The organism is Thermodesulfobacteriota bacterium (genome assembly GCA_036482575.1).
Lineage (GTDB): Bacteria > Desulfobacterota > GWC2-55-46 > GWC2-55-46 > JAUVFY01 > JAZGJJ01.
Map to the genome: position 1 here is coordinate 21,566 of JAZGJJ010000114.1, position 11,514 is coordinate 33,079.

11 protein-coding genes are annotated in these 11,514 nt (G+C 59.5%); all 11 read right to left on the reverse strand.

Annotated elements, in window-relative coordinates; all coding sequences use genetic code 11:
* Nucleotides 1-23 precede the first annotated feature (23 nt).
* Nucleotides 24-848: an FtsQ-type POTRA domain-containing protein gene (locus V3W31_05075; GenBank protein MEE9614313.1), complete on the reverse strand. Its 825-nt coding sequence runs from the start codon at nucleotides 846-848 to the stop codon at nucleotides 24-26.
* A gap of 3 nt (nucleotides 849-851) precedes the next feature.
* Nucleotides 852-1,793 (reverse strand): D-alanine--D-alanine ligase, encoded by a 942-nt coding sequence (locus V3W31_05080; protein ID MEE9614314.1) that lies wholly within the window; start codon nucleotides 1,791-1,793, stop codon nucleotides 852-854.
* 10 nt (nucleotides 1,794-1,803) lie between these two features.
* Complete coding sequence (murB, locus tag V3W31_05085) at nucleotides 1,804-2,712, reverse strand: UDP-N-acetylmuramate dehydrogenase (GenBank protein ID MEE9614315.1); 909 nt, start codon at nucleotides 2,710-2,712, stop codon at nucleotides 1,804-1,806.
* Complete coding sequence (murC, locus tag V3W31_05090; GenBank protein ID MEE9614316.1) at nucleotides 2,712-4,106, reverse strand: UDP-N-acetylmuramate--L-alanine ligase; 1,395 nt, start codon at nucleotides 4,104-4,106, stop codon at nucleotides 2,712-2,714. The genes murB and murC overlap by 1 nt, the downstream gene beginning before the upstream one ends.
* Nucleotides 4,106-5,191 (reverse strand): undecaprenyldiphospho-muramoylpentapeptide beta-N-acetylglucosaminyltransferase, encoded by a 1,086-nt coding sequence (gene murG, locus V3W31_05095; GenBank protein ID MEE9614317.1) that lies wholly within the window; start codon nucleotides 5,189-5,191, stop codon nucleotides 4,106-4,108. The genes murC and murG overlap by 1 nt, the downstream gene beginning before the upstream one ends.
* Before the next feature lie 26 nt (nucleotides 5,192-5,217).
* Nucleotides 5,218-6,318: a putative lipid II flippase FtsW gene (ftsW, locus tag V3W31_05100; GenBank protein ID MEE9614318.1), complete on the reverse strand. Its 1,101-nt coding sequence runs from the start codon at nucleotides 6,316-6,318 to the stop codon at nucleotides 5,218-5,220.
* Between the two features lie 8 nt (nucleotides 6,319-6,326).
* On the reverse strand, nucleotides 6,327-7,703 hold the full coding sequence (murD, locus tag V3W31_05105; protein ID MEE9614319.1) for a UDP-N-acetylmuramoyl-L-alanine--D-glutamate ligase: 1,377 nt from the start codon (nucleotides 7,701-7,703) through the stop codon (nucleotides 6,327-6,329).
* Between the two features lie 2 nt (nucleotides 7,704-7,705).
* Nucleotides 7,706-8,779, reverse strand: coding sequence for a phospho-N-acetylmuramoyl-pentapeptide-transferase (gene mraY / locus V3W31_05110; GenBank protein MEE9614320.1), 1,074 nt, complete (start codon nucleotides 8,777-8,779; stop codon nucleotides 7,706-7,708).
* Between the two features lie 13 nt (nucleotides 8,780-8,792).
* Nucleotides 8,793-9,548, reverse strand: a complete 756-nt coding sequence (locus V3W31_05115) for a hypothetical protein (protein ID MEE9614321.1) — start codon at nucleotides 9,546-9,548, stop codon at nucleotides 8,793-8,795.
* A 36-nt stretch (nucleotides 9,549-9,584) separates the two neighbouring features.
* Nucleotides 9,585-10,031 carry a DUF488 domain-containing protein gene (locus V3W31_05120; protein ID MEE9614322.1) on the reverse strand — a complete coding sequence of 149 codons (447 nt, stop codon included), beginning with the start codon at nucleotides 10,029-10,031 and terminating at the stop codon, nucleotides 9,585-9,587.
* Nucleotides 10,032-10,045: 14 nt separating this feature from the next.
* The coding region (gene murF / locus V3W31_05125; GenBank protein ID MEE9614323.1) for a UDP-N-acetylmuramoyl-tripeptide--D-alanyl-D-alanine ligase at nucleotides 10,046-11,514 on the reverse strand (1,469 nt) is incomplete at its 5' end.

Sequence of the window (11,514 nt, forward strand, 5' to 3'; positions counted from 1 at the left end):
CTTCCTTCTATTGAAAACCCGGCTCATGCGGCCTTGACTCCCGACCCCCTGAACCTTACGACCACACCGCGCTCGGCCGTCAAATCCACGGCCTCTATCCCATCGAGCTTTCCCTTCCTTGCCTCGACCACCCTGTCGAAGCTCAAGAACTTCTCGTCGAAGCCGTCGCTGCCGACCTCAACCCTTACCCCGCCGGCAAGGGTGTAAAGCGAAAAGCCGTACATGCGGTCGACGTGTATCTCGGATACGTCGTCGAGGCCGAACCGGGCCCTGCCGTCAAGGAAGTCTATAAGCTCCAGCAGCCCCCCTCCTATCCACGGCTCGGCGTCCATTAGCTCGAGCGTAAGTCCCGTCACCACGGGGAGGTCGAGCCCGTCGACCGCCGAGTACCTCTTGAAGACCGTCCCCTCCCTGTCCATCACGTACAACTCGTCCAGCCTTATGAACACCAGCGGCTCCCTCTCGGCCAGCGAGATATAGACCGCGTCCGGGAGTTCCCTCCTTATCTCGACACTCCTGACGAACGGGTGGTTCCTGAGCCTCTGCCGCGCCTCCCCCGTATCTACGGCAAGCAGGTTCTGCCCGGTGTCTATGCCCGAGAGCCCCCGCACCTCTTCTTCGCCGACCCTCTCCGCTCCGGCTATGTTGACCGTCTTTATCTCCAGGTACGGGCTATCGAGGAGCTCCCCGTAGAGCTTCCACCCGAAAAACGCAAGCGCCGGCACGGCCAGGGCCGTCCCCGTAAGCCTCGCGACCGAGAGGAAAAAACTCTTAAGCCTCTGCCGTACCCCGACCTTCCGGGGAATATCTTTCTTTCTGTTGCTGCGCTTACTCTGTTTTGTTTTCATAGTTCAAGCCGTGCCCACTGGCGCGCCGAGGAGTATCTCCTCTATAAGGGCGGCGTAGCCTATGCCCACGGACCCCGCGGCCATCGGTAAAAGACTCATCTCGGTCATGCCGGGCACGGTATTGAGTTCGAGTACGTAAGGCTTTTCGTCCTTGTTCATAACCATATCGACCCTCGCCGCCCCGCTGCACCCGAGTGCGGTGTAGGCGTCGAGCGCCACGGCCTTCACCCTGCCCTCGACCTTCTTGTCGAGCTTCGCGGGTACGACGAACTCGGTCATACCCTTCGTATACTTGGCCTGGTAGTTATAGATGCCCTCCTTCGGTATTATCTCCACTATCGGCAGGACCCTTTCGCCGAGGATAGAGACCGTAAGCTCCCTGCCCTCTATAAAGCTTTCGACCATGGCCGTATCTCCGTATCGGAAGGCCTCCCTAAGGGCCGCGTCGTAGGCGACCGGGTCCTTTACGACACTCACACCGAGCGTCGAGCCCTCGGAGGGGGGCTTTACTATAACGGGCATGGGCGGTGGCTGCGCCGCCTTACCACCGGCCCTGACCAGACGGAACGGCGGCGTCGGTATGTCGTGGTAATAAAGGAACTTCTTTGTCGCCACCTTATCCATTGCCACTGCACTCGCCAGCACGCCGGAGCCGGTGTACGGTATGCCCATGACCTCAAGCATGCCCTGGACCGAGCCGTCCTCGCCCCACCCGCCGTGAAGCGCAATAAAGGCAACCTCCACGCCTTCGGTCTTGAGCCTCCTGGCCACGTCGTTGTCCGCGTCTATAAGCATCGCCCTGTAGTCCCTGGACTGAAGTGCTTTCAGCACGGCCCCACCCGTCTTAAGGGATATCTCCCTCTCCCCGGAGGTCCCCCCCATGAGCACGCCCGTCTTCTTCATCCTGAAGGCGGCCTTTCTCTCTTCCAGTTCCCCCGGCTCCATCGCCACTTGGCTACTCCTCGCCCACGACCTTTATCTCCGGCTCGAGCACTATGCCCTTCATGCTGTAAACACTATCCCTTACCCGCGCCATGAGGGTCAGGACGTCCCTCGCCTCGGCCCTGCCGCGGTTCACTATATAGTTGGCGTGCACCTCCGAGATCTGTGCGTCACCGACCCTCTCGCCCTTGAGCCCGACCTCCTCTATGAGCTTTCCGGCCGCCTCTCCGGCGGGGTTCTTGAATACCGAGCCTGCGTTGGGAAACTTTATCGGGCTCGTCAGCTTGCGCCTGCCCCTTACTTCCTTTATCCTCTCCTCTATCTCCCCGACGCCCTTTTTCTTAAAGCTCATGTGCGCCCTTGTTATGACCGACCCCTTGGGCAAAGCGGTCTTCCTGTAGTCGAAGCCTATGTCGGCCTTTGAGATAAACCCCTTTTTGCCCTTCCGGCCGAGCACCTCCACACCATCGACCACGTCCTGCATCTCGCCCCCGTAGGCCCCGGCGTTCATGGTCACGGCCCCCCCGACCGTACCTGGTATTCCGGCGGCGAACTCGATCCCCGAGAGCCCCCTTTCCCTGCACTGCTCGACGAGCCTCGCAAGCCCCACGCCCGCGCCGCACTCGGCCCAGGTATCCCCCTTCCAGGACACGTCCTTGAAACCCTCGCTCATGTTCACCACTACGCCCCTTATCCCGCCGTCCCTTACGAGTATGTCGGTCCCCGAGCCGAAGACATGGACCGGGAACTTCTTCGAGTCCGCGAAGGACAGCAGGTCCTTCAGGTCGGCCTCGTTCTTGGGAAAGGCCATGACGTCGGCGGGCCCGCCTATGCCTATGGACGTGTACTCGCGCATGGGCACGTTGAAGAGGACCTTGCCCTTGAAGCGCTGGATGAACATGAGTTGGAACTGCGTGCCCATCAGGCCGTCTCCTTCCTGCGCTTTTCCTTCAAGAGGTCGAGCAGCCCCTCACCGGCCTTCCAGACGTCCCCGGCGCCGAGCGTTATGACCATGTCGCCCGCCCTTACACTGTCGACGAGGCGGGCCGGCACCTCGCTCAAATCCTTTACGAAAGATACGTCCTTGTGCCCGTGCTCCTTTACGGCACGGTAGAGTTTTTCGGCCGAAGCGCCGCCAGAGTGCTTCTCCCCGGCCGAGTAGGTCTCGGTAAGCACGAGCTTCTCCGCGTCGTTAAAGGCGGGGATGAACTCGGTGAAGAGGTCTCTGGTCCTCGAGTGCCTGTGCGGCTGAAACACCACGACGAGCCTCCTCTTCCAGCCCGCCCTGGCGGCCTTAAGGACCGCCTTTATCTCGACCGGGTGGTGCCCGTAGTCGTCCACCACCATGACGTCCCTCTCAATCCCCTTTATCTGGAACCTTCTCTCCACACCGGCGAAGCCCTCGAGCCCGGCCCTTATCTCGTCGAACCCTATATCGAGCTCCCTTGCCACGGCCACGGCCGCCAGCGCGTTCTGGACGTTGTGCTCGCCCGGTATCCCCATCACGACCGACCCCAGACGCCTCGCCTCGGCCCGGACCTCGAAAGATATCTTCCCGCCCTTCTGCTCCACCCCGACGGCATGCACGTCCGCCTGGGTGGAAAGACCGTAGGATATGAACCTGCGGCCCACCGAAGGCAAAAGCTCCTGTATGGCCGGGTGGTCGAGGCAGAGGACCGCGCAGCCGTAGAACGGCACCTTGTTTATGAACTCCAGGTAGGACGCCTTGATCTCGCTCATGTCGTTGTAATAGTCCATGTGCTCGCGGTCTATGCTCGTCACCACCGCTATGGTGGGTGCAAGTTTCAAGAAAGTCCCGTCGCTCTCGTCGGCCTCGGCCACGAGGAACTCGCCGCTCCCGAGCCTCGCGCTCGTGCCTATGGAGTTGAGCTTCCCTCCGACGACCATTGTGGGGTCCATCCCGGAGTGCGCCATTATCGCGGCTATCATCGAGGTGGTGGTGGTCTTGCCGTGCGTACCGGCTACGGCTATGCCGTGCTTCATCTTCATAAGCTCGGCGAGCATTTCGGCCCTGGGGATTATGGGTATCTGCCTCTGCGCGGCCTCTTTAAGCTCCGGGTTGTCGGGCCCGACCGCCGAGGAGTAGACCACACAGTCCGCGCCCTCCACGTTCTCCTTCTTGTGCCCACGGTGTATTACGGCCCCGAGAGCTTCGAGCCTCTTTGTCGTCTCCGAGGACGCGAGGTCCGAGCCCGAGACCCGGTAGTCGAGAGTCAGGAGCACCTCGGCTATGCCGTTCATGCCGCTGCCCCCTATGCCGACGAAGTGCACCTTTTTTATCCTGCCCCTGTACATCAGCCCCGCTCCTCTCCGGCCAGAACTTTTACGTAGTCATCCGCTATAGTAGCCGCGGCCCCGGGCCTCCCGAGCCCCTTTACCTCTTCCCTCATCCTCTTAAGCTCCCGGCGGTCCTCGAAGAACCCCCTTATAACGCGCGCGAGCGTGGAGCCGGTGAGCTCGTCCTGCCTTATCATAACGGCAGCACCACTATCGGCCAGGCACCTTGCGTTCACCTCCTGATGGCCGTCGGTGGCAAAGGGGTAGGGCACGAGAATGGCCGGCAGCCCCAGGGCCGTTATCTCCGCGATGCTCGTGGCCCCGGCCCTGCACACCACCAGGTCGCTCGATGCGTAGGTCTCCGCCATGTTTTCTATGAAGCTGTGCAGCTCCACCTTGAGCCCCTTCCTCGAGTAGGCGGCCTTGGCCGCCCCCAGACCCTCGTAGCCGGTCTGGTGTACCACCCGGAGCGAACTCCAGATGTCGGTCAGGTATTCGGTGGCGTCCAGGAAGGCCGCGTTTATGGGCGTGGCCCCCTGGCTCCCGCCGAATACGAAGATGTTGAGCTTGCCGTTGCTCTTCCTTACCTCCCCGGCCCTGGCCTCGATTATGTCCCGCCTAACGGGGTTCCCTGCCATTACGACCCGGGCGGCGGGGAAATAAGCTGCGACGTCCTCGAAAGCTATGTACACCCTGTCAACGAACCTCCCGAGCAGTTTATTCGTAAGGCCGGGCACCGCGTTCTGCTCGAGTATCGCGGTCTTTATACCCATAAGCTTCGCTGCCAGCACGACGGGCCCCGAGGCGTAGCTGCCCGAGCCTATCACCCCGTCGGGCCGTATCTTCCTTAAGAGCCCCAAGGAGCTAACCGTGGCCCCGACCGCCCTGTAGAGCGCCTTTACCAGACCGAGCCCCCTCCTCTTTTTAATGGCCTCCACCCGGAGGACCTCAAGCTCGTAGCCGTAGCCGGGCACGACCTTCTCCTCGAGCCCCCCCCTTCCGCCTATGAACGTTATCTCGGTAGTCCGGTCCCGCCTCGTAAACTCTTCGGCGAGGGCGAGCGCGGGGAAGAGATGCCCCCCGGTGCCGCCCCCCGCTATCACAAGCCTCAACCCCGTACCTCCTTGGTTCAAGCCTCGTTGGACTTCATATATACGTTCAACATTATACCGACCGCGGCCATGCTCACCACAAGCGAGGTGCCGCCGTAGCTTATAAAGGGGAGCGTAAGCCCCTTTGGCGGAAGCATCCCGAGCACCACGGCCATATTGACCGCGGCCTGCATAACGAGCATGAGCGTAAGGCCGAGCACCAGGTATGTCCCGAAGAGGTCGGAGGCCCTCAAGGCTATCCTCACCCCGCTGACAAGGAAGAGTATATAGAGGGCTATTATCATACCGACCCCCACAAGCCCCATCTCCTCGCCTATGACCGAGAATATGAAGTCCGTATGCGCCTCCGGCAGGTACAGCAACTTCTGTTTTCCCTCCCCGAGCCCCACGCCCCATATACCCCCGGAACCGAACGCTATGAACGACTGGACTATCTGAAAGCCCGCGCCGCTGGGGTCCTTCCAGGGGTCCAGGAAAATCATTATCCTCTTCGTCATATAGCCGAACTTCGTTACCACCAGGTAGAGGACCGGCAGCGCCGCCACCACGAGGCCGGCGAGATAGGTGACCCTCACCCCGGCGGCGAAGTTCATAATAAGCACCAGTATGGCGAGCGTGACCGCCGTGCCGAAGTCCGGCTCGGCCATTATGAGCGCCACGATCACGCCCGGTATGAGCACGTTCGGGAGAAAGCCGGTTGAAAAATCCTTTACCCCCTCCCCCCTCGATGCAAGCGAATAGGCGAGGAATACGACCACCGCCGGCTTCGCGAACTCGGAGGGCTGAAAGGTGAACCCGCCGAGATTGACCCACCGCCTCGCGCCACCCACCTCGTGGCCGAAGGCCGGGACGAATATAAGACACAGAAGAAACGCCGCCAGCAGAAGTATCGGATAGGCGAGCTTCCGGTAGATCCCGTATGGAATGCGCGTCGAGAAAACAAACAGCACCAGACCGGCAAGGGCGAAGCTCAAGTGCCGCTTCAAGAAGAAGTACTCGCTCCCGAACTTCTTCATGCCCACCACGAAGCTCGTCGAGTAGACCATGACCACCCCGGCCGTGACCAGAAGGAGGGTGCTGGCTATAAGCAGCTTATCCACTTCTTTCGTCCCTACCATCGCCGTCCTCACCGTAAGGCCATGACGAGCTCTTTAAACGCCTCGCCCCTCTCCTCGAAGCTCTCGAACATATCGAAGCTCGAACAGGCCGGAGAGAGGAGCACCGTGTCCCCGGCCCGGGCCGCCGCCGACGCCGTTTCCACGGCTTCGGCCAGCCCGCCTGCGAGTACCGTCTCCGTAACGTCGCCGAGCGCCTCTTTCATCTTGCTCCTCGCTTCACCCATGAGGACGAGGAGCCTGACGTTGCGCCCTATCGCTTCCCTTAAGACCCCGTAGTCGCCGCCCTTGTCGACCCCGCCGGCCAGCAGCACTACCGGGCCGCCGGTAGCCTCTATCGCCCTCAGGACCGCGTCCGTGTTGGTGGCCTTCGAGTCGTTTACGTAGCCGACCCCTTCGAACTCCCTTACCGGCTCCATCCTGTGCGGCAGGCCTCTAAACCCGTTGACCGCCTCGACTATCGTCTCCCGCGGTACGCCGACGGTCCTTGCCGCGGCTACGGCGGCCATTACGTTCTCGATATTATGAAGGCCCTTCAGCTTAAAGCCCCCGGTCGGGTAAAGCTCGCGGCCGGCGGCGGAGGCAAAGACTATATCCCCTCCGTCACGGTATAGACCCTCGTCAAGCTGCCCGGCGCCCGTAAAGGGTATGACCGCGGCCTTGAGCTCCGCGCGAGAGACCGCGTCGGCCACGACCCTGTCGCCTACGTTAATAACCGCGTAGTCGTCCGCGCCCTGGTTGCTGAAAATCCTCATCTTCGTCTCCGCGTACTCTTCGAACTCCCTGTACCTGTAGAGGTGGTCCTCGGTTACGTTCAGGAGGACCGCCACATGCGGCCTGAAAGTCTCTATCGCCTCGAGGTGGAAGCTGCTCACCTCTAAGACCACCAGCTCGGCGTCCTCCGCCCCTTCGAAGTACTCGGTTACCGGGGTGCCTATGTTGCCTCCCACGAAGACCTTCCTGCCGTGGGCCCCGAGCACCGCACCGAGGAGTTCCACCACGGTGGACTTGCCGTTGGTGCCGGTGACCGCGACTATGGGGACCTCGATAAAGCGACAAGCGAGTTCTATGTCGCTTACCACCTCGACCCCGGCCGCCGCGGCACGAACGAGTTCGGGAAGCGTCCGCGGCACGCCCGGGCTCACCACTATCATGTCGGCCCCGAGAAAACTCTCGGGGTTGTGGGCCCCGGCCTCCACCACGACTCCGAGCCCAAGAAGCTCGGCCGCGCCGAAAAGCTCTTCTACCGGGCTTATGTCGGTGGCCGTTACCTCGGCCCCGCTCCGCCGAAGGAAGCGGGAGACGGACACCCCGCTCCGCCCGAGGCCCACGACCAGGACCTTCCTGCCCGAAAGCGTATTGAGGGCCTTTGCACTCCCCTCTCCCACTACTACCTTATCTTGAGCGTACTTATAGCTACGAGCGACAGTATTATCGCTATTATCCAGAACCTTACTATTATCCTCGGCTCGGGCCACCCCTTGAGTTCGAAGTGGTGGTGTATGGGCGCCATGGCAAGCACCCTCTTGCCCCTCAGCTTGAAGGAGCCTACCTGGAATATGACCGAGAGCGCCTCCACGACGAATATCCCGCCGACGATTATAAGCAGTATTTCGTGCTTGCTGGCCACGGCCAGGGCCCCGAGCGCCCCTCCGAGCGAAAGGGCCCCTATATCCCCCATGAAGACCTGCGCGGGATAGGTGTTGAACCAGAGGAAGCCCAGGCTCGCCCCCACCATGGAGCCGGCCAGCACCGCGAGCTCACCGGACCCGGAGACGTGCATTATCTGTAAGTATTCGGCTATCTTAATGTGACCCGTAATGTAGGTCAGGAACAGATAGGTACCTGCCGCTATGGTAACGGGCCCTATGGCCAGGCCGTCGAGCCCGTCGGTAAGGTTCACGGCGTTCGACGCCCCGGCAATGACCAGCGCCACAAAGGGTATGTACAGGATCCCGAGCTCTATGTGCACCCCTTTGAAGAACGGCACGGCTATGCCTGTATCGAACCCGGACATATAAAGGAAGAGCCCCGCGAGCAGGGCAACGACCATCTGGGAGGTGAACTTCAGAAGGGGCCTGAGCCCCTTCGGCTCCCCCTTTACCACTTTCTTATAGTCGTCCACGAAGCCTATCCCGCCCATGCCGACGATTACGAAGAGGAGGAACCAGATTAACGGGTTGGTGAGGTTCGCCCACAAGAGCACCGGCACGATTACCGCGACAAGGATCATGACACCCCCCATCGTGGGGGTCCCCGCCTTGCCCGCGTGGGTGGGCGGGCCGTCCCCCCTTATCACCTCGCCGACCTGCATGGCCGTAAGCCTCTTTATAAAGTACGGTCCGATAATGAAACTAAGCACAAGGGCCGTCACGGTCGCGTAGATAGTCCGAAACGTTATGTACTGAAATACGTTGAAGATCGCGTGGTACTTGGCCAGTGGGTACAAAAAATGATAGAGCACTTTTCCCCTCTCCTTATCCCGTCCCTGCGGGAGGATAAAACACACCCAATATCATGAACTTATCCCTGAACCTTTGCCAATTCCCCACGAAAAAATAGATGTCGTTCTTCTCTGCGCATATTCTATCGAGCCACGTTTCTTTTATTTTCTCCAACAAAGTGTTTTCATCCTTATATCTCCCTCGCCACTGCCTATACGCTTGACCTATTTCCCAATCGATTATAGGCAAAGTATGGCCTGCACATCCGGGTTCACCCTGGCAATAAAAAGAATACCTAAAGTCATACGGTATGGGTTCTATTGCCTCCATTCTTTTGTTGTAGAAGCTAAGTTGCGCATAGCAACTCTTCCTCTCTTGTTGATCTTTTTTCCTGGCCACCTTCCAGTGAAAACCTATATTATGAGGCCTAAACATGCCCAAAGATTTGTCCTTGCTTTTACTCTCCCCATAAACTTCACACAACGAGGCAGAGACGGTAGGCAAAAGCACCTTCTTTCTCTTCTCCCACCCATTGCTTGTATCGTACACATCGACCACGTTTATCTTGTTGCTAATGTCGACCTTAAAACTCTCCGGCCGCGCATCGTCTTTTGCCTTTGAGACTTTTACCTCGATCACACTATACTTCTTGAACCTTTCAGCACTATCCAAGTCTCTAAAAGGTATGGGGTAAAGTCTTCTCCATTCCCCGCTATCAATATCTACACCGGCAACGCAAACGGTTTCCCCGTACTTCTTGCTCGGATTCGGGTAAGCCTTAACAGCCACAAGAACTCGTTTGGTTTCCCAAAGCAATGACTCCCCCTATAAATGTTTTATTATAAGCCCATTGCCGTCCACTTCCTTAATCTTCTCGGCCACTATCTTCCTATGGCAATCAGAAGGTTCTTTCTCCATACACATAAAACAGCTAACCCCATGAACTATAGTATTAAGATACAAGTCCCTGACAACGCTCATCTGTGTCTTCAGATGCTTCCGATACTCTTTGAAAAAATAGTCGTAGTCGTTGTCTTGATAGAGTTTCTGCCGCAATTCCTTTGGGCTTCCTAATTCTTTCGTGTGCACATACATTATATTGAACCGACCGAGATACTCCTTGAGTTTATTTTTTGAAAACCCGGGTTTTCGGCTGGCCGGAACCTCTCTAACATCAATAAGAACGTTAACCCCAAATTGTTGGAGTCTTTCAACGAAGTCCTCAATTTTCCTCTTTTCGTATCCTATGGTAAATACCGATATCGGCTCCATGTTAGCCCCTCTCCTTATAAACCGTTTGAACGTGCCGCTTTCCCCAACCGTTCCTCCTTCAAGCCCTCCACCAGCTCTTCCATCCTGACGGCCCTTGAACCCTTAATGAGGACCGTATCCCCTTTTCCGAGCGAGGAGCGGAGCATCTCTAGCGCCCCCCGGTTGTCATCGAAGCAATGTATGTTTTCTTTCTCCATGCCCCCGTCCCTCGCCCCCTCGCTTATCGCCGCCGCCCACTCCCCGACGCATAAGAGCACGTCCAGTCCGAGTTCCGCCGAGAGCTGCCCGATCTCGTGGTGCGCCTCCGAGGAGACCTTCCCGAGTTCCAGCATATCCCCGAGGACCGCCACCTTCAGGCCCGTCCCCACGCTCGAAAGGGTCTTGAGTGCCGCGGTTACGGACTCGGGGTTGGCGTTGTAGGTATCGTCGAATACAGTGAGCCCGTCGAGATCCAGGACCTCCATCCTGCCGGGCATGGGGAGGTAAGAGGTAAGCCCCTCCCGTATCTCATCCACCCTCACCCCGAGCGAGAGGGCGGCCGCGGCCGCGGCCGCCCCGTTATAGACGTTGCACGACCACGGGGAGTTGAGCCTGACCTCGACATCTTCGCCGCGTATCTCATATACCGTATCGATTGTATTGGCCACGTTGGCGCCGTTGCGTGAAAAGCACTTTATCCTGACCTCCGCAAAGCCGGCGAGGCCGAAGGTAATCATCCTGTCGCCCTTAAGTCCGGCACGGTCGGCGATCTTCATCACCCTCGGGTCGTCCGCGTTAACGACCCCCGTCCCCCTGGGGCCGAGCGAGCGGAAGAGATATCCCTTCTCCTCGGCCACGCCGTCGAGCGAGCCGAGCCCTTCGAGGTGCCCCCTGCCGACATTCGTAACGACCGCCACGTCCGCGCCGCATATCTCCGCGAGCCTTTCCATCTCGCCCGGCTCGCTTATGCCGAGCTCAACCACCACGACCTCCTGGACGTCGCTCAGGCCGAAAAGCGTCAGCGGCAAGCCCACGAGGTTATTCATGTTCCCCTCGGTCTTGAGTACGCTCTTCGTCGTCGAGAGTATGGAGGCCAGCATCTCCTTGACGGTGGTCTTGCCGGTGCTCCCGCTTATCGCCACGACCGGTACGGGACGGCTCCTCCTTACAAAGCCCGCGAGGTCCCCGAGTGCGGTCAGGGTATCCTTGACCGCTATGAGGTTAAAGGAAGTCGGCAGGTCCTTGACCAACACGTCCCGCATCCCCTCCTCGACCACCGCGGCCGCGACCGCGCCCGAGGCCCCCCTTTTGGCCGCCTCCCCCACGAAGCCGTGCCCGTCGAAGTTGGGCCCCTTAAGGGCGAAGAAGAGCTCCCCCCGCCTGACGGTCCTCGTATCGGTGGACACACCCTCGGCCTGGCCGGTGCCGGCGCCGGCCAGGAGCTTCCCGCCCGTGGCCTCGATGATATCCCTTATAAGCAGCTTCATCCCTCCCCCCCCTCCCC

Coding starts and splice junctions, on each gene's coding strand:
- ftsW (MEE9614318.1), bottom strand. CDS start 6,318: ATGGTAGGGACGAAAGAAGTGGATAAGCTGCTTATAGCCAGCACCCTC.
- murC (MEE9614316.1), bottom strand. CDS start 4,106: ATGTACAGGGGCAGGATAAAAAAGGTGCACTTCGTCGGCATAGGGGGC.
- V3W31_05075 (MEE9614313.1), bottom strand. CDS start 848: ATGAAAACAAAACAGAGTAAGCGCAGCAACAGAAAGAAAGATATTCCC.
- murB (MEE9614315.1), bottom strand. CDS start 2,712: ATGGGCACGCAGTTCCAACTCATGTTCATCCAGCGCTTCAAGGGCAAG.
- V3W31_05080 (MEE9614314.1), bottom strand. CDS start 1,793: ATGGAGCCGGGGGAACTGGAAGAGAGAAAGGCCGCCTTCAGGATGAAG.
- V3W31_05120 (MEE9614322.1), bottom strand. CDS start 10,031: ATGGAGCCGATATCGGTATTTACCATAGGATACGAAAAGAGGAAAATT.